We start from the raw sequence: 18,906 nt of genomic DNA on the forward strand, positions 1-18,906 counted from the left end.
CGTGCAAACAAAAATAGGTTGATGTGATTTTTTTATTATGATTTATCCATACTCTTGTAAAATTAGTTATAAGAAATTATAAAGTTTTTGTAAATAAGTTCTCGTTTTGACATATACCCGACACATTACTCTAGTAAAGTTCATAGCAGGTGAAAGGAGGGTTAGTAAGTGAAGAAATTAAAATTTCGTCATGAATTAAAATATTATGTTAATTATCATCAGTACTATTTAATCCGTCAGCGGTTACGTTTTTTTCTCAAACAGGATCAGCATGCAAACGAGAAAGGCGAATATCATATTCGGAGTGTTTATTTTGATGATATTGAGAATAAGGCCTTGCAGGAAAAACAAGCAGGTATTCAAGACCGACATAAATATAGAATACGAGTGTATAACAAAAGCGATTCTATTATCCATTTCGAGAAGAAAATTAAACGAAATACACTTATTGCCAAAGAAAAAGAAGCCATTTCAAGACAAACTCTAAATCGATTATTAGCTAATGATTATACCGTACTTGAACAGGAGGAATCTCCACTGTTACGAGAAATTCATTATGAAATGAAAAATAGAATGTTGCGACCGAAAGTAATCGTAGACTATGTAAGAGAGGCGTATATCGCTAGAACAGGAAATGTCCGGATTACGTTTGATAAAGACTTACGGACAGGATTGTATAAAATAGATCCCTTTGATTTAGAACTATATCCTATTAAGACTATAGATGAACCCGTATATATCCTTGAAGTAAAGTATGATGAATATATTCCAAATTATATTCGGGATGCATTACAGTTAAGCGGTTTACAACGACAAGCGGCTTCAAAATATACAATATGTAGAAAATTCACAAAATCAAATTCTTGGGAGGATCAATAAATGCAAGATACTAATACAAATACTTTTTCAGACCTTTTAAATACGGAAGTGCTTTCAAATTTCACTTCCGATATTTCCCTTCTGCAAACTGGGATAACAATGTCAATCTCTTTTTTATTAGGACTTTTTATTTATACACTGTACAAGCGTATTTTTAGCGGGGTACTTTATTCAAAGAATTTTAACATTTCCCTTATTGGACTTTCAATGATTACATCACTAGTTATTATGGCAATAGGCTCGAATCTTATCTTATCACTAGGTATGGTAGGTGCGTTGTCAATCGTTCGTTTTAGAACACCAATTAAAGACCCAACGGATTTAATCTTTTTATTCTGGGCACTAGCTGCTGGTATTATAACAGGTGCTGGATTCTATTCACTAGCAATCTTAGGTTCTGTAATTATCGGAATTGTGATGTTTATTTTTATGAAAAAATCTAGTTTTGAAACACCATATTTATTTGTTGTTAATTTTAAAGGGGAAGAAACAGAAAAAGTAATTTATAAAAAATTAAAACAAGTAGTAAACCGTTTTGAAGTGAAGCAAAAAAATGTGTCAGCTGAAGATGTTGAAGTCACATTCGAGGTTCGTTTAAAAGGTAAGGAACCAAGTTTTGTAAATGGTGTATCAGCGATTGAAGGCGTTGAAAATGCTGTACTAATCAGTTACAACGGGGATTACGTTCAATAAAAGCTTTTGGGGGGACTTCTCACAGTGAGGGTGGATGCTCCCTTTTATTCAAAAAAGTAGGTGATGGATTTGCAATTTCATAGTAAAAGACTACGAAGCGTGATATTGGGTGTCATGCTCTCAGTATTTATGTTTTCTTTTAACGAACATATTACAAATGCCGAAGAGAATACTACGTACACAGATGACTCTATTTTCAAAAAGGATGAAATCAGCACGGTAAATATTGAGATAGACAAAGCCGATTTTCAGGATATGTTGGATAATCCGACTGCAGAAGAATATAAGGAGGCTACGATTACTTATAATGGTAAAACGATTAGGTATGCAGGGGTACGATTTAAAGGCAACTCCTCGTTAAGTTCAGTGGCAGGATCTGAATCAGAACGCTACAGTTTTAAATTGAAATTCGATGAATATATTGATCAGAATTTAGAAGGCTATACGAAAATCAATTTAAACAATAACTGGTCTGACCCATCCTATATGAGGGAGTTTCTTACCTATGAGTTAATGGACCAAATGGGAATTGCAACGCCAAAGTACTCGTATGTTAGAGTTATGGTAAATGGCGAGCTGTATGGACTCTATTTAGCCGTTGAAAATATTGAAGCTCCTTATTTAGAGCGGAATTTCAGTTCAATTTCCGGGAACCTATTTAAAGCAGACATGGGAGCCACTCTAAGCTGGGAAGAAGGCATGTCTATTGCGAATACAGGCTTAGAACAAAAAATAGGTTTTGAGACTAATTCTAACCTTCTCAGTTTTATTGAAGCTCTAGACAATCAAGAAAATGTCGAGGAGTATTTCGATGTAGACTCGTATCTCCGTTATTTAGCTGCTACTACTGTTTTGGCAAGTATGGACAGTTACCAGGGGCGGATGAACCATAATTATTATCTCTATGAACAAAATGGAAAATTTACATTTCTTACATGGGATCAAAATTTGTCTATTGGTGGAATGATGGGAAATGCGGATGCACAAAAAGAAATGCTTATTGATGAACCTACTTCGGGAGCGGTAGAAAACTATCCTCTTGTTGATTATGTACTTTCAAATGGGGAATACAAAGAAACGTATCATACGTATGTGCAAGAAGCAGTTGACTTACTCGATGGGTTGGAAGAAAGAGTAGAAGAATTGAAGACATTAATTGGAGATGCAGTAAAGAATGACCCGACTGCATTTTACACATATGAAGAATTCCTCGCAAACACTGGCGATGAAACAGTTGATAATAAACCTGGAATTGTTGGGTTTATGCAAGCCCGGATAGAGCACGTGCAAAAACAGTTAAATGGAGAAATCCCAAGCTATGAAAATGGAGAAGGAATAGGAGGCGGTATGGGTAGAGGTGGAATGCCTGAAGGAGGATTGCCAGGCGGTATGTCTGAGGGTGCACCTGAGGGTATGCCAGTAGCAGGAATGCAAGAAGGTGGAGGTGAAGAAAGACGGGGAGCCATGTTTGGCGGTGGAGATCGAGGAGGAATGCCCGGGTTTGGGGGAGGAAATCAAGCTAGTAATCCTCAAGGTCAACTGAAGGACCTAATCACTGTCATTGTTTTAATTGTTCTCCTGTTAGGTACCTTGATTTTTATTAATCGTTTCAAAAGGTATCGCGCATAAGAACTCAGAACGTCTAGGTCGCTTAGTTGTAGAGGACAATGACCTATTAACTTACTCTTATAAATAGATATAACATTAAAGATAAACTAAACAACCTTACTTCGATAATATCTGAAGTAAGGTTGTTTTATATAAAATAAATCTATCGTTTATAAATTTGGCCTTTTGTAGTAGATTGGGGTGAGAAAAATTCAAGCTACTGTTTCTTCTACAATTGAAGTGTTGAGTAATCAAGATAGGAATGACTACACCATAAAAAAAATCACTATTTTATTACAGCTCTCCTACTGTATCTAAATCACTCAATATGTCGGGAGACGTTTTGTATCAAAATGTGCAGATAAAAATATAGCTATTAACCAAAATGATTAGTACATAATAAACGATGGAAAGGTATGGCACTTCTAAAACCTTTATCCATTGTTTAATATCTATATAATATTTATCTATTTTACATCAGGCATGTAGGATAATTATTCACCGATTATTTCTGATTTTGGCAAAATAATTCGGAATGTTGTTCCTTTTGATGAGCTACTTAATAGTATTAGATCACCACCGAGTGCTTGGGCAATCATTTTACTAAAAGGTAAACCTAAACCCAGTCCACTAACTTTATATTTTTTGTTTTCTCCGCGGTAAAAACGTTCAAAAATGAAAGTTTGCTCCTTTTTCTGAATACCTATACCGGTATTGCTAATATCAATCATAACGTCTTCTTTATCTGCTGTTATCTTTGCTTCAATCTTGCGTGAATCATCCGTCGCTTGTTTCGCGTTATTCAGTAAATTAGTAATAATTTGCTGCAGGCGAATTGGGTCTACACTAACTTCTATTCGTTCATCCAGGTAGAATAACGAGAGTTAGTAAGTAACGAGTTGTCCAGTAACGCTGTATTGGTATCTTTTTTTTGTTAGTTTTCATAAACACTGAACTGATACCCCAATCCCCGAAGAGTTCTGATTTCGCCTTCTGATTCTGGCCAATCTCTTAATGTTTTTCTTATTCGTTTTATCGATAAATCCACAGCCCTATCACTGCCGTCATAATCCCATCCCCATACACGTTCAATCAACTGATCTCTAGTAAACGTCTGATTCGGATGTTCTGATAAAAATAAAAGTAAGGATAAGTCTCTAGGGAATAATGCAATTTCTTCACTATTGATCTTCACGCGATGTGCTTGCAGGTCCATTTTCTGCAAGACCTTCATGTGCTAAAGATTCACTTGGTATGGATGTCACTTCGTGGAATATGGGTTATACTCATTGGAAAAAATTATTGTACAGATTGAATATGTCGAGAAAATGTCGATGAATATTTAGGTGGAATAAAGTGATAGTTTGTATATAGTTTTATACTTATTACCATGCGTAGTGGCCAAATACAAAAAAGACCTACTCCGTTAATAATTTTCATAACTGATATAGGTCTTTTTTTCTTTATTATTTAAGGTGAGTAAGGTATTGAGTACTTATTATTAAACTCCAACAAGTACTCAATTTCGTATTCAGCTGTTTTTCTTCTAACTAAACATAATATTCTTCCTGCACTTTTGAACCAAAGAGAATTGATTCTATTTCGTCTTTAGCATCCTCATAATTTGCTTCCTTAGCAACCACTTTATCAACAAATTTTATAACATGAAATCCATCTTCTGTTCTTACTGGACCTATGATCTCTGCAGCCTCCGATGTGAATGCTGCATCTTCAAATTCCTGGTTCATTTCTCCTCTACCAAAGTAACCAAGGTCACCCCTATTGAATTTGTTGATTAATCGGTCGAATATTCTTGGACAAGTTCACTAAAATCTGTGCCCGTTTCAAGTGTATCAATCACTTCATAAGCAGTTGCTTCATCTTCATTTGAAATGTGACTCTAACCTTTACTTCTTCTTGTTGGGCAGAAGTAGCTTTATTTTCTTAAAATAGGTTGCATTTCTTCTTCCGTAATCGTAATCCGGTTAACTACCATTAACACTTGCGACATATTCTCCCTTTGTTTTTATTTAGATTGCTTTTTAATTAATTATTAATTTATTGTGTACTTGTTAAAATAACATCGACCGTTTGCAATGTACCATTACGATAAAATTTAATTGTTGCTTTATCCCCACTTTCTAATTGGGTATATAAATATCTACGAAGATCTTCTTCTCCTTCTATTGGTTGATCATTAATTGAAGTAATAATGTCTTTCTGCTGTAATCCTGCAAGCCCCGCCGCAGAATTTTGGTCCACAGAAATAACAATGGCACCTTCAGTTATGCCTTCAGGAAGATTTTGTGCATAAAAAGGATTAATTTCGTTAAGATTAGCTAATCCTACTCCTAAATAAGGTCGTACAACTTGTCCATGTTCCATGATTTCGTCAATAATAGTAACAACTTCATTACTTGGAATTGCAAACCCTAATCCTTCTACACCACTATCGGATATTTTCAGACTGTTAATTCCTATTAATTTCCCAGATGAATTAATGAGCGCACCACCGCTATTCCCTGGGTTGATTGCAGCATCAGTTTGAATAACCTCTAGGTTCCAGTCTCCAACAGAAGTTGACACTGTAATTGTCCTATCAACTGCACTGACGATTCCTTGTGTTACTGTTCTTGATAGCTCTAGGCCAAGTGGGTTACCAATTGCAATTACTTCCTGGCCAGTTCTTAATGCATCTGAATCCCCAAATTCTAGAGGATTAATATCATAGTTCCCAGCAATTTTTAATACAGCAATATCAGTTAATGAATCCGTTCCTACTAATTTAGCTGTAACGACATCCCCATTGTATAGAGATACTTCTATTTCAGATGCTCCTTCAATAACATGATTGTTCGTTACAATATACGCTGCGTCATTCGTTACGTTATAGATAACACCAGATCCAGTTCCACTTAAAAACCATTGAATTTCCTAATCCAATGTATTTTTTCAATAGACTTGTTAAATTTAGTGGTGTTACTAAAGACAGTTATCGGATTATTCACGCATGAACGATTGGGCTGGCAAAGTTCCCGAATTTCTATTTCATTTTTCTCGGGTTTTCTCTTACAAAATACACCAGGTGCCTTCTTATATCATACATTCATGCGTATGAATGCCCACACAGTGTTATAATAATAAATGACTCTCATAAATTCTTGTTATTGGAGGAACACATGCTTACATTTGAAGAAAAGCTAAAAATTATTGAATCCTTACCAGAGTTACGACGAAAAGATGTGTCACTTGGTCGTGTTAATTTCCATTATAAGGAAAGCGTCCAGGATAAAACGACAGTTGTGTATCATCTCCATCCGAATGGGAACGGATTTGTTTACGCGGGACTGATCGAAAATAACAAATACTTAACTGACCATAAAGGCATGGTTAATATACGGGATTTCACTGAACAACAGATTCGCAGCATTATTAAGGAGTCAATTGAATCGCTATCTGAGTCTACGTTTGAAGAGACTTGGGTGAATCATGAGAAACAAGAGCTGAGACTTGTATATGATTTTGACCTGTGGAACATATATGCAGATGAGATGTTGGACGGAACATTTCCTACATATAATGGAGCGGCCAATTATTTAGAGCAAGAAGGGTTTTCGCGCAAGTAATGGCATAGTTTATTAGATAGCCCTCTTCGCAATATGAAAAAGTCAAACAAAACCGTGAAAAAAGGGTCAGCCCCCAAAGTGCTAAAATTTTAAAATGTAAAGTGATGGGGACTGTCTCTTTTCCTACTATGCTGATTAAAGAAAAAGTTGAGTCCGTGGGCAAATTGAGAGCTTTTGTGCCACTAATGGACATCTCTCCTGATTTTACAGGTACAGTTGTTGCCATGGAGGACCATCGATTTTATCAGGCATTAACTGGCCGTAATACCCCCACTTCAAGACTTTGAGCGTACCCCAACAAGACTAAGTGGGGGATAAACGGCAAGTAAATTCCTGATAAGTTCAACTAGATGGAAAACCCCCCCCACTGATGGAAGTTTCACTTTATGAGCATGGGGCCTTTGAATTCATTTCTCTTCTAGGTGACAGTATCTCATAGTGACACATCGTTACCAAATATTATTCCACAATTAAAATTCAGAATTATTATTCTCAGTTTTTTAAGTCTCCACCCTTGTACTATTTAGTGAAAAAGGTGTATAATTCATATCGTAATAAAGTTTTCCGTTAATACATTTCATACACTGCGGATGTGGCGGAACCGGCAGACGCGCTAGATTCAGGGTCTAGTGGTGGAAACACCGTGGGGGTTCGAATCCCTTCATCCGCATCGCTAATTGGAAAAATGAGCCCATAAACCTTTATATTTTAAAGGATTTATGGGCTTTTTTGTTTGGAAAATGATAAACTAGGTCTTCTTCGGCCAAACGGAACTTTCAATTATGCCCGCAAAAGTTTTTAGACTAGACAACTTAGTAGAAAATTCCTACACCATAAAAACGCTATCCGAACACAAATATATTTCCTATCTAAACCTCGATTAATTAATAACAAAGGTTTGATGACAGCAAATAACTCTTCCTTGACTGTTATCGCATAACCCTGGCTGCTTCTTCCTGCCTAAGTATTCTGTACCTTTTATTTTTACGGTAATTTTATATCCTGTTTATAGAAGATTAATAGAGTCCTGGTAGGATTCTAATTGAAAGAGAATTTCATCGTTAAAAGGGAGGAATTGTTTTGTTTAAGAAGCCTGGGAAAAAACTATTACCCATTGCCATGGTGTCTGCACTTGCTGTTGGAACATTGGTAAGTGGAACTCCAAGTATTGATGCAAAGGTGAGTCCAAATCAAGGAAAGATTAAAAACGTTATTTTTATGATTGGAGATGGAATGGGGCCTGCTTACAACACTGCTTACCGATCTCTTAAAGATGATCCATCTACACCTTATATGGAGAATACAGCTTTTGATGAGTATCTGGTTGGTATGCAGGAAACTTATCCATGGGATGAAGAGGAGAACATCACAGATTCAGCAGCTGCAGCTACTTCCATGGCAGCTGGAATCAAAACGTATAATGGTGCCATTTCTGTGGATGTAAATAAGAATGAAGTTGAAACGGTATTGGAACAAGCCAAGGAAGATGGCAAAGCAACAGGACTTGTTGCGACTTCTCAAGTTAACCATGCAACACCAGCATCATTTGGAGCACATGATGAATCTCGCCATAATTACAATGAAATTGCCGATGACTATATTGATGAAAAAGTAAATGGAGAACCCAAAATTGATGTTATCCTTGGTGGGGGAACTTCCTATTTTGAACGTACGAATCGTGATCTTACTGAGGAATTTCAGAAAGAAGGATTCAGTTATGTTACGACAAAAGAAGAATTGATGAATAATGCCAATGAACAGGTGCTGGGTTTATTTGCCCCAGTAGGATTGGATAAAGCTATTGATCGCCCGGAAGAACAACCAACTCTTGCTCAAATGACTGATGCGGCTTTAGATCGATTAAGTAAGGATAAGGATGGCTTTTTCCTAATGGTAGAGGGAAGCCAAATTGACTGGGCTGGACATGACAATGATATCGTATCTGCAATGAGTGAAATGGAGGATTTTGAGCAGTCCTTTAAAAAGGCCATTGATTTTGCAAAAGAGGATGGTCAAACTCTTGTTATCACTACGGCCGATCACTCAACAGGCGGATTTGCCATGGGGATTAACGGTGAATACAAATGGGATCCAGCTCCATTAAAAGCTGCTAAGCGCACTCCTGATTTCATGGCCTCTGAAATTGCCGGTGGTGCAGCGGCTGAGGAAGTATTAGAACAATACATTGATCTGGAATTAACAGATGAAGAAATTCAATCTGTTGCAGATGCAGCAGAGACCAATGATGTAACAACCATTGACAATGCTATTGAAAAAATCTTTGATATTCGCTCCGGTACTGGCTGGACAACAGGTGGACATGATGGTGTAGACGTGAATGTATATGCATACGGCCCACAGGCAGATAAATTCGTAGGTCTCCACGACAACCATGAAGTTGGTCAAATGGTAAAGGATGTCTTAAACAATAAAAGGAATAAAAAATAGCAGAAAACTGTCTGCCCTTGTAAAGAATAATCCTGCCGCTTTTTGGCGGTAGGATTCATCTCTTTTATGCAGGAGGAAATTCTATGAAAAAGGCATTATTAATTGTAATGACAGCATTTACTCTTTCAGGATGCATGAATTCCAATGAAGAATCTTCTGATGAACAGGTACAGCAAAAGTCACAATCGGGAAATGTTCATGCAGAATCTAATGATAAAAAGGAAACATATTCGAATAATCCGCAGGCCCCAGATACTCGCTCTTTAAAGGAAGTTGGCGAGGAATTCAGGGATGAAGACGGAAAAGTTATTCTAAAAGCAATTTCAGATTATCATGAAACGCACATGATTGGACCCATAGAGCTTACCATTTCTAATGTGAAAGTTATGGACTACATCCCCGCCTATCATTTAATTGATTTCTTTCATGGTTATACACATAACGAAACGAATTTTACGTATGTTAAATTCCATGTCACACTGAATAATACATCTGAAGAAAGCGTGAATTTTGCTCCGATTTCTGTTTTAGAAACAAATGAAGGAGAGATCAAAGACTTCGAGGACGATTTTTACCTTCAGAATTTAAATGGAACGCTTTCCGCAAATGAAAGAAAGTCAGGAGAATTAGCCTTTATACTTGACAAAACGGCTCCTGATAAATTGACTGAAATCACGGTAACAACGAGTGACGTGTTTGATAAAAACAATGAGTCCATTCAGAAAGGAAGCAAAATTGAGATTGCATTTTAAGGTCATAGATGGAACGATACATTAATTTGAATGATAGGTAAGAAAGTAAAAATATCGGCAGTTAGTAAAAGCAGTCCTCGCATTTTTAACAAACCATCTATGTGCTTCGACTAAGAAATACGAATAATAATAATATTCTGTTAATAATGATTCGGTAAACTTTCCAATGACTTCAAACGGAAAACTTTTATGAGATGAATGAAAAGATAATAGTGATAGGTTTTTACAGAGCTTTACTACATCCTGAATGTTAATTATACTGAAAAAATATTTGCAATCTTAGAAATGAATGATATACTAAAACCGAACTTAATAAGATTTTTCATATAATCGCGGGGATATGGCCTGCAAGTTTCTACCAGTTTACCGTAAATAAACTGACTATGGAAAGCGAGTCCGGATAACATCTATTTTATACTATCTAAGTGTAGAAGATAGTAAGATGAAAGCATCGATTGTCGCCGGAATGGGCAGCAAGTCGTGTTTTTAAATAGATGATTATCTTATTTCGGTCTAATAGGCTCGAAATACATGCTTTTACATAGTAGGCATGTGTTTCGGGCCTTTTTTTACGATTATATGAAAAATAGAGAATTCATCCAATGGAGTGGGAGGTGTTTTACCAGTTTAAGTTATAACAAACGCAAACGGTAATATTTCATTCGTTTCATGTTTAAAAGGAATAAACGCAATGCGAAATCGTTACAGGACATGCAGTAAGTAGATCTTTTCACTATCTGCATTCTAATTAATAGAAATCGGAGGGGAAATCAATGAGAAATCGTATCTATTTGCTTTTGGTTTTATTTTTATCAGCAGGCTTACTTCTGGTGGCATGTGGCGGAACAGAGAATCCGGGAGAAGAGAAGGCAGGAACCGAGGAAAATGGAGATGCTGCGTCTGGAAATGGTGAGGCTTCTTCAGATTATAAAGTTGCTATGGTTACAGATGAAGGTGGAGTAGACGATAAATCTTTTAATCAATCAGCCTGGGAAGGTATCCAGGCTTGGGGAGAAGAGAATGGATTCTCAAAAGGTGAAAACTATGATTATGCCCAGTCCAATGAGCAAGCAGAATATATGCCTAACATCACTCGATTTGTTCGTGACCAGTATAATCTAGTATTTGGTGTTGGATTTAAATTAAAAGAAGACATTCAAACAGCGGCAGAGCAATTTCCAGATGCGAATTTTGCCATCATTGATGAAGAGGTCGATGCACCAAATGCTGCCAGTGTCAGGTTTAAAGAGCATCAAGGTTCATTCTTAGCTGGCGTAGCTGCTGCCATGAAGACGAAAACAAATAAAGTAGGATTTGTTGGTGGAATTGAATCCCCATTAATAAAGAAATTTCAATCCGGCTTTATCGCAGGTGTAAAATCAGTGAATCCTGATATTAAAGTGGATGTGCAGTATGCTGAATCTTTCACCGACCCTGCAAAAGGGAAATTAATCGCCACCAACATGTATGACAGTGGCGTAGATGTCATTTATCATTCATCTGGCGGGACAGGGAATGGTGTATTTAACCAAGCCAAAGATATTAAGAAAAATGATCCTGAACGTGAAATCTGGGTCATTGGTGTAGACCGTGATCAGCACGATGAAGGTCAAATTGGAGAGCATAATGTAACATTAACTTCCATGATTAAACGTGTCGACGTAGCGGTTCAGGATGTTATCAACAGAGGAATGAAGGGTGAATTCCCTGGAGGAGAATTATTGGAATACGGCTTAGATGAAAATGGGATAGCTGTTGCTGTAACAAATAAAGAAGCTATGACAGAAGAAATCATTACGGCAATTGAAGATTGGAAAGAACAAATTCTTAACGGTGAAGTGAAAGTGCCACAAACGATCGAGGAATTAGAGACATACCTTAATTCATTATAAATGGAAGCGGGGAAGGTATATGAATCCTTCCCACTTAATGGATCGTCTATCTGAAATCTTCAACGAAAGAGGGGTGAATGAAAGCCTTCTTTCGTTGATTTTCATTTTAAAAGCCTGGTAACTTGAACGAGAGCTTCATAAGGAGTGAACAAACTTGGAATATGCGATTGAAATGTTAAATATAAGGAAAGAGTTTCCCGGCATTGTTGCAAATGATAACATTACAATCCAATTAAAGAAAGGCGAAATCCATGCTTTATTGGGTGAGAATGGTGCAGGAAAATCAACACTGATGAATGTATTATTTGGTTTATATCAACCTGAAAAAGGCGAAATTCGTGTCAAAGATAAAAATGTAAAAATAACGAATCCAAACATTGCAAATGAGTTAGGAATTGGGATGGTGCATCAGCACTTTATGCTGGTGGAACCATTTACTGTTACGCAAAACATCGTGTTAGGGAAGGAGCCGACCAATAAATTTGGCAGGATTGATATTGCAAAGGCAAGAGATGAGATTCAGGAACTATCTGATCGATATGGATTAAAAGTAAATCCTGATTCAAAGATTCGTGATATTTCTGTAGGGATGCAGCAGCGTGTCGAAATCCTGAAAACACTCTATCGGGGTGCTGAAGTTTTAATTTTCGACGAACCAACGGCTGTCCTGACCCCTCAGGAGATTCGTGAATTGATGGAAATCATGCGTTCCCTTGTTAAAGAGGGGAAATCTATCATTCTAATCACACACAAATTAAAGGAAATTATGGACGTTTGTGATCGGTGTACGGTTATTCGTAAAGGCAAGGGGATTGGCACGGTAAATGTTTCAGAAACCAATGCTACTGAACTTGCATCGTGGATGGTTGGTCGTGAGGTTCATTTTAAAACAGAGAAAAAAGAAGCTAAGCCAGGAGATCATGTTCTTCAGATTGAGAATTTAGTTGTAAGAGATACCAGAAAAGTGGACATCATTAAAGGCTTGAATTTAGACGTTCGTGCTGGCGAAATCGTTGGTATAGCTGGTGTTGATGGCAACGGTCAATCGGAACTCATTGAGGCCATAACTGGGTTGACAAAAATCAGGTCGGGGTCTATTAAGATAAATGACAGAGAAATTTCCAATCTTTCTCCCAGGAAAATAACAGAAAGTGGTGTCGGGCACATTCCTCAGGACCGCCATAAATATGGCCTTGTTTTAGACTACTCAATCGGCGAAAACATTGTATTGCAAACATACTATAAAAAGCCTTACTCCAGAGCAAAAGTATTAAATTATAAAGAAATCTTCAGTAAAGCTCAACGTTTAATAAAAGAATATGATGTCCGTACGCCAAGTGCATATACGAAAGCGCGGGCTCTGTCCGGTGGCAATCAGCAGAAGGCGATCATTGGACGAGAAATTAATCGTTCACCTGATTTACTTATTGCTGCTCAGCCAACGCGAGGTCTTGATGTTGGAGCCGTGGAATTTATTCATCAAAAGTTAATTGAAGAACGTGATAAAGGAAAAGCCATTCTCCTGGTATCCTTTGAACTTGATGAAATCATGAATGTCAGTGACAGGATAGCTGTGATGTTTGATGGAAGGATTGTCGCTAATTTAAAACCTGATGAAACAAACGAACAGGAGCTTGGCCTGTTAATGGCCGGCAGTCAGGGGAAGGCAGGTGAGAGTAATCATGACATCCAATAGAAAAATGTTTGGAATTATTGTACCTATCATTTCGGTACTTCTTGGACTGATTGCTGGTGCAGTGATTATGATTAGCTCTGGCCATAATCCGATTAAGGGCTATGCTGCCTTATGGAACGGTGCTTTTGGTGATGCTTATACCCTGGGAGAGACGATCAGGAGAACGGCCCCATTAATTTTAACAGGACTTGCGGTTGCATTTGCCTTTAAAACGGGTCTTTTTAATATTGGTGCAGAAGGACAAGTTATTGTTGGCTGGCTCGCTTCCGTATGGGTTGGATTGGCTATTGATGCCCCGATGATTATCCATCTTCCCCTGGCTGTACTTGCAGGAGCAATTGCTGGCGGCCTATGGGGATTTTTGCCTGGTTTACTGAAAGCAAAACTTGGGGTTCATGAAGTCATTGTAACAATTATGATGAACTACATTGCCTTGCACGTGACAAATGAGATTATAAGAAGCGTCTTAACTGACCAAAAAACAACGACTGAAGCCATACCGGAAACGGCGTCATTAGCATCATCCTGGTTACAAAGTATTACATTCTACTCCAGAGTTCACTATGGAATCTTAATTGCTCTGCTCGCTGTATTCATTATGTGGTTTCTTATCGAACGAACCACCTATGGATATGAATTTAAGGCAGTAGGTTTCAATCAGCATGCCTCTCACTATTCAGGGATGAACGTTAGTAAAAATATCATTTGGTCAATGGTGATAGCAGGTGGATTTGCGGGTCTTGCCGGTGCAATGGAAGGACTTGGTACGTATGGGTCCATTTCTGTCATGTCAGGATTCACCAACCTTGGATTTGATGGTATTGCCGTGGCGCTGCTTGGATCAAATCATGCCTTTGGTATTGTCTTAGCTGCCTTATTATTTGGAGCATTAAAAGAAGGTGCCGGGGAAATGCCGACCACAGCAGGGGTACCTACTGAGCTCGTTGATATCATCATTGCCCTCATTATCTTTTTCGTTGCTTCCAGTTACATTATTCGCTGGGCAATACTTCGCTTTAAAAAGGAGGAGAAATAGATGCTTGATACTTTACAGTCCATTATTCCTACTGTTCTGTTCTATTCCGCACCTCTTATTTTAACAGCTTTAGGCGGAGTATTCAGTGAAAGATCCGGGGTTGTAAATATTGGGTTGGAAGGCCTCATGGTGATGGGTGCTTTTATAGGTATTGTTTTTAACCTTACCTTTTCAGATGTTTTAGGTTCATGGACCCCTTGGATATCTATAGTTGTGGCAGCAGTCATTGGAGCCATCTTTTCCATTATTCATGCAGTAGCTTCTGTATCCTTTAACGCTAATCAGGTTGTTAGTGGTGTTGCAATTAATATGCTTGCTTTAGGGATCGGGGTTTATTTAACAAAAGTTCTGTATGATAAAGGACAGACAGATATGGTTGATGAACCCTTCTATACGACAAATATTCCCGTGTTATCTGATATTCCAATCATCGGTCCTTTATTCTTTGAGGGAAACTATATGACTTCTTATATTGCAATATTATTAGCTTTTGTTTCATGGTATGTATTGTACAGAACTCCATTTGGTTTACGTCTGAGAGCGGTTGGGGAGCATCCATTGGCAGCCGACACGAATGGAATTAAAGTTGCCAGAATGCGTTATATAGCTGTTATACTTTCAGGAGCATTCGGTGGATTAGGAGGATCCGTATTTGCTCTTACCATTGTATCTAATTTTTCCCATTCAACCATTGCTGGACAGGGGTTTATTTCTTTAGCGGCTGTAATTTTTGGGAAATGGCATCCCCTTGGAGCGATGGGGGCTGCCTTGTTTTTCGGGCTGGCTCAAAGCCTGAGTGTTATCAGTGCGGGAGTCCCTCTGCTGGAGAATATCCCACAGGTGTTCCTGTTAATCGCACCTTATGTTTTAACTATTCTAGCTTTAGCAGGCTTTATTGGCCGTGCCGAGGCTCCACAGGCAAACGGAGAACCTTATATTAAAGGAAGCAGATAAAGAATAAATAAAGGTACCTGATACTTCAAATTGACACATGTCTATTGGAGTACCGGGTACCTTTTTTACTAATAGAAAAGCGGAGGCGACCGATTAGGCCCGACGGCATAAGCAGAATATCCGGGAGTGGCCGCTTTTTGGCCATGGAGGGTATTCTGCTTATGACCGCTTGGGCCTGGGAGCCGCAGCTGGACAGAGAAAAGCGGAGGCGACTGTTCAGGTCATGCGGGATAAGACGAAGACATGGAGTGGCATGGTTTTGGCCACGAAATGGCTTTGGCTTATATCCGCCTTGACCTAGGAGCCGCAGCTGGACAAACGGGCGCTTTTGCCTTTGTTCCTATGGACGGTTCTCAATCCATTTTCTGTACTTCACAAATTTCTGAAACTCTGCAAAATCTCTTTTGGTCACTCCTGAGTCTATAGCGGTTTTTAAAAGATCAATCCACTCTTCATCGAGCTCAGCCAGTTCCTCAGATTCTATGCCTAATAAAAATTCCACAGATGTGTCCAGAGGCTGAGCGATTTTAGCCAGAATCTGTAAAGAAGGATTCTGCTGGAGGTTCCTTTCAATATTGCTTATGTAGGATTTGGATACTCCTGAGTGTTTCGCAAGCTCAGTCATTGAGTACCCCTTTGACTCTCTCAGACTTCTAATTCGCTCTCCAATCATATTTTTCTCCTTTTTAGGTATATTTTTAGTTTATCAGGTTTATAATGTTGGTGAGTTCATTATATAAAACAAAACATTCTTTATAAAATTACAAAATAATACGAAAAAAGGAGTTAAAAAGAGGAAAATAGGCCTTTAGTGTTCTTAATAAAGAAATTTAGCAGGTTTTAATGTTTTTATAAACGAACACCATATACTATACTCTACTCATGGTTCGTTACAAAGAACAAAGCGAACATAAATGATCGTGCTGAAGGGAGGAAATAGGTGTGAGATCGAGGTTGAAGAATATTCATAATCGGCAGCAGAGAAAGTTTATGAAAAAACAAAAGAAACTCGCATCTTCCTTTAAATTCTTAGGATTCTGGAGCGCAATGATTATTATTGCAACGATGCTAACGACAGGAACCGGAGCACTTGTAAATGATACTGAAAAGACACAAGGATCGATTCACGTAGCCTGGGATGACAACGGTGCGTGGGATAAGAGTTCTCTCGAATTTATCGGAGAAACTGGCAGCTGTAAGGCCCTACAGGCAACCGTAAGTAATGGAAAAGATTCAGAACCAATGGACGGTCCGGTAGATTTTGAAGTCTATTATGTTGAAAAAGGCCCCATTAAAAAAGGGGGGAAAATTATTGGTGAGAACATTTTCACTGGTAAAATTCCTGCCTTGGGAACTGGAGAAAAAACAGTGATTGAGGCTAACCCAAGTGAAGGTGACGGTAAATACATGTTTAAGGCATTTCAAAGGCCTGGACATCCAGGTAAAGGTGAACTGTGGAGTGATGAAATTGAACTAAACAATTGTGAACAGCAGGAACAAGATGATTCAGAAAACCAGTCAGGGCAAAACGATTCTGAAGAGAGTAATTCAAATCCCGAAAACAACGGAAATAATGGCAGTAATGGAAACCAGAACAAAAGTGACAATGGGAAAAAGAATGGCAAGCAAAATCCCCGTAATGAAGACAACGTAGAGAAGGGAAAGGATCAGCCAGAGGACGGCAAAACGGAGGATACAGATAAAACTGCTGTTAAAAAAGCAGATAAGAGTAAAGAGAACAGCCAAGAAGACACAAATGGCGAAACAAGTGACAGTGCAGAAGGTGATCATCCTGATAAAAGCAGTCAGACAGAGGATACAGCTGGAACATCACAAAAAGCAGGCAAAAGCACTGAAACAGAAAACTGAAACCTAACTTCTCTTTTTATATAACAAACACAAAGGAGGTTGAATCATGGAGACGCCAAAAAGAACGGAAACAAATTCTAAACGCAAGGTCAATTTTCCGACAAAATCAGTATTCAAGGTTATTAAAAACACACTTTATCTATTGGTCTGTGCGACTCTTCTATTAATGACGATTATCGTCCTTTCATCGAGAGCATCAGGTGGGGAACCGCAAATATTCGGATATCAATTTAAAACCGTTTTATCCGGTTCCATGGAGCCTACTTTTGAAACCGGATCCATTATTGTTGTGAAAGAAGTTGAAAATCCTGCGAGTTTACAAAAAGACGACATCATAACCTTCCAGGCCAACGAAAATGCATTAGTCACCCATAGAATCATAGAGAAGTTTACACAAGGAGATAACACGTTTTACCGCACACAGGGAGATAACAATGATGGACCTGACACGCAGCCGGTACTAAGTGACAATGTGGTCGCGAAATATAGCGGAGTCACAATTCCACTGATTGGCTATTTCTTGAACTTTGCAAGCTCACCAATGGGGACAGCAATTCTATTAATTGGACCTGGATTAATGTTACTGGGTTATGCCGTTTACTCATTCAGACTGGCACTTAGAGAATTAGACCGGCAAAACAAAGAAGCTGCAGCATCAACTGATACCGAGGCTTAATTTGTAAAGCGTGAATAATATTGGGTGTTCCCCCTGACAAGGGTTCACATACATACCCGTTATGGGTGAAATCTATTAAAGGAGGAATTTTTCATGAGTATGAAAAAGAAGATGGGCACAAGCATCTTAGCAGGTGCACTAGGTTTATCGTTGATTGGAGGAGGGACATGGGCAGCGTTTAACGACGTAGAGACTACTCAGAATTCATTGGCTAACGGTGTTCTTGATCTGGAATTTGGTGAAAAAAATACGGTTGATTTTGAATTGAGAAATCTTAAGCCAGGAGATCATTTTACGAAAACATTGCATTTGGTTCATGGGGATATGGCTACACTGGACATTAATCAAATTTTGGTTACAACGAAATCACTTGGTACATGGGAGGATAAAAATGTACTAGGGCTGGAAGATGGATCAAATACTGAGAAAGATTTCTTAAGCCAGTTTGAAGTAAGGATTGAAAAGGATGGCAGCCATGTATGGACGACAACTCTTGATAATCTAGTAGATGCGGGACCTAGGGATATTACTCTGACTGATAACGAAACTGTCGGTATGGCAATTGGAGATTCTGTTAAATATGACTTTACAGTAACATTTAAAGACGACCCAACACGCTTGGATGATAGCCGTTACTTTGAACAAAACAAATACCAGGGTGAAGAAGCCAGCTTTGAAATGGTGTTTGAAGCTACGCAAATGCCAGGTGAAGAAAGATTTAACGGCGACGATGCTGAATAAGGCTAATGCTTCAATGTCTATTAATCTAATTTTATA

18 protein-coding genes, 1 tRNA gene, 1 pseudogene and 1 riboswitch are annotated in these 18,906 nt (G+C 38.3%); of the genes and pseudogenes, 15 read left to right on the top strand and 5 right to left on the bottom strand.

Annotated features, from left to right (window positions below; all coding sequences use genetic code 11):
• Window positions 1–168 precede the first annotated feature (168 nt).
• From ACZ5OK_RS03060 to ACZ5OK_RS03070, 3 genes are all read left to right on the top strand, one after another.
• Window positions 169–879: a polyphosphate polymerase domain-containing protein gene (locus ACZ5OK_RS03060; RefSeq protein ID WP_343839069.1), complete on the top strand. Its 711-nt coding sequence runs from the start codon at window positions 169–171 to the stop codon at window positions 877–879.
• Window positions 880–1,572 (top strand): DUF4956 domain-containing protein, encoded by a 693-nt coding sequence (locus tag ACZ5OK_RS03065; RefSeq protein WP_343839071.1) that lies wholly within the window; start codon window positions 880–882, stop codon window positions 1,570–1,572.
• Window positions 1,573–1,701: 129 nt separating this feature from the next.
• Entirely contained in the window at window positions 1,702–3,201 is a 1,500-nt protein-coding gene (locus ACZ5OK_RS03070; protein ID WP_464758394.1) for a CotH kinase family protein, read from the top strand.
• Window positions 3,202–3,674: 473 nt separating this feature from the next.
• On the opposite strand, the gene ACZ5OK_RS03075 is transcribed toward ACZ5OK_RS03070, so the two are convergent.
• From ACZ5OK_RS03075 to ACZ5OK_RS03090, 4 genes and pseudogenes are all read right to left on the bottom strand, one after another.
• Window positions 3,675–4,049: an ATP-binding protein gene (locus ACZ5OK_RS03075; RefSeq protein WP_343840242.1), complete on the bottom strand. Its 375-nt coding sequence runs from the start codon at window positions 4,047–4,049 to the stop codon at window positions 3,675–3,677.
• A 65-nt stretch (window positions 4,050–4,114) separates the two neighbouring features.
• A pseudogene (locus tag ACZ5OK_RS03080) lies at window positions 4,115–4,396 on the bottom strand (winged helix-turn-helix domain-containing protein); the annotation flags it as partial.
• Window positions 4,397–4,730: 334 nt separating this feature from the next.
• On the bottom strand, window positions 4,731–4,991 hold the full coding sequence (locus ACZ5OK_RS03085; protein ID WP_425542206.1) for a peptidylprolyl isomerase: 261 nt from the start codon (window positions 4,989–4,991) through the stop codon (window positions 4,731–4,733).
• A gap of 247 nt (window positions 4,992–5,238) precedes the next feature.
• Complete coding sequence (locus ACZ5OK_RS03090; RefSeq protein WP_425542207.1) at window positions 5,239–6,111, bottom strand: S1C family serine protease; 873 nt, start codon at window positions 6,109–6,111, stop codon at window positions 5,239–5,241.
• A gap of 248 nt (window positions 6,112–6,359) precedes the next feature.
• On the opposite strand from ACZ5OK_RS03090, the gene ACZ5OK_RS03095 reads away from it, so the two are divergent.
• The 9 genes from ACZ5OK_RS03095 to ACZ5OK_RS03135 all read left to right on the top strand — a co-directional run bounded on the left by ACZ5OK_RS03095 (window position 6,360) and on the right by ACZ5OK_RS03135 (window position 15,584).
• Window positions 6,360–6,806: a hypothetical protein gene (locus ACZ5OK_RS03095; protein WP_343839077.1), complete on the top strand. Its 447-nt coding sequence runs from the start codon at window positions 6,360–6,362 to the stop codon at window positions 6,804–6,806.
• 155 nt (window positions 6,807–6,961) lie between these two features.
• Window positions 6,962–7,093, top strand: a complete 132-nt coding sequence (locus tag ACZ5OK_RS03100) for a hypothetical protein (protein ID WP_464758396.1) — start codon at window positions 6,962–6,964, stop codon at window positions 7,091–7,093.
• A 299-nt stretch (window positions 7,094–7,392) separates the two neighbouring features.
• Window positions 7,393–7,476 (top strand) — tRNA-Leu (locus ACZ5OK_RS03105).
• Between the two features lie 410 nt (window positions 7,477–7,886).
• Window positions 7,887–9,254 (top strand): alkaline phosphatase, encoded by a 1,368-nt coding sequence (locus ACZ5OK_RS03110; RefSeq protein ID WP_343839081.1) that lies wholly within the window; start codon window positions 7,887–7,889, stop codon window positions 9,252–9,254.
• An 83-nt stretch (window positions 9,255–9,337) separates the two neighbouring features.
• Window positions 9,338–10,006: a DUF4352 domain-containing protein gene (locus ACZ5OK_RS03115; RefSeq protein ID WP_343839083.1), complete on the top strand. Its 669-nt coding sequence runs from the start codon at window positions 9,338–9,340 to the stop codon at window positions 10,004–10,006.
• A gap of 302 nt (window positions 10,007–10,308) precedes the next feature.
• Window positions 10,309–10,410: riboswitch (purine riboswitch) on the top strand.
• Between the two features lie 369 nt (window positions 10,411–10,779).
• Window positions 10,780–11,898 (top strand): BMP family lipoprotein, encoded by a 1,119-nt coding sequence (locus ACZ5OK_RS03120; RefSeq protein ID WP_343839085.1) that lies wholly within the window; start codon window positions 10,780–10,782, stop codon window positions 11,896–11,898.
• A 154-nt stretch (window positions 11,899–12,052) separates the two neighbouring features.
• The gene (locus ACZ5OK_RS03125) at window positions 12,053–13,594 is read left to right on the top strand and encodes an ABC transporter ATP-binding protein (RefSeq protein WP_343839087.1); all 1,542 of its coding nucleotides are present in this window, start codon (window positions 12,053–12,055) and stop codon (window positions 13,592–13,594) included.
• Window positions 13,581–14,630, top strand: coding sequence for an ABC transporter permease (locus tag ACZ5OK_RS03130; protein WP_343839089.1), 1,050 nt, complete (start codon window positions 13,581–13,583; stop codon window positions 14,628–14,630). Before ACZ5OK_RS03125 ends, ACZ5OK_RS03130 begins: the two co-directional genes overlap by 14 nt.
• Window positions 14,631–15,584, top strand: coding sequence for an ABC transporter permease (locus tag ACZ5OK_RS03135; protein ID WP_343839091.1), 954 nt, complete (start codon window positions 14,631–14,633; stop codon window positions 15,582–15,584). It abuts the gene before it with no gap.
• Between the two features lie 340 nt (window positions 15,585–15,924).
• Here ACZ5OK_RS03135 and ACZ5OK_RS03140 read toward each other — a convergent pair whose 3' ends face one another.
• Window positions 15,925–16,257, bottom strand: coding sequence for a helix-turn-helix domain-containing protein (locus tag ACZ5OK_RS03140; RefSeq protein ID WP_343839093.1), 333 nt, complete (start codon window positions 16,255–16,257; stop codon window positions 15,925–15,927).
• Between the two features lie 269 nt (window positions 16,258–16,526).
• Here ACZ5OK_RS03140 and tapA point away from each other — a divergent pair, with 269 nt between their 5' ends.
• The 3 genes from tapA (at window position 16,527) to ACZ5OK_RS03155 (ending at window position 18,870) form a co-directional block, all read left to right on the top strand.
• Window positions 16,527–17,453 carry an amyloid fiber anchoring/assembly protein TapA gene (gene tapA, locus ACZ5OK_RS03145; RefSeq protein WP_343839095.1) on the top strand — a complete coding sequence of 309 codons (927 nt, stop codon included), beginning with the start codon at window positions 16,527–16,529 and terminating at the stop codon, window positions 17,451–17,453.
• A gap of 46 nt (window positions 17,454–17,499) precedes the next feature.
• On the top strand, window positions 17,500–18,129 hold the full coding sequence (gene sipW, locus ACZ5OK_RS03150) for a signal peptidase I SipW (protein ID WP_343839097.1): 630 nt from the start codon (window positions 17,500–17,502) through the stop codon (window positions 18,127–18,129).
• Window positions 18,130–18,222: 93 nt separating this feature from the next.
• Entirely contained in the window at window positions 18,223–18,870 is a 648-nt protein-coding gene (locus tag ACZ5OK_RS03155) for a TasA family protein (RefSeq protein ID WP_343839099.1), read from the top strand.
• Window positions 18,871–18,906: the final 36 nt, after the last annotated feature.

Source organism: Salinibacillus aidingensis (assembly GCF_055393355.1).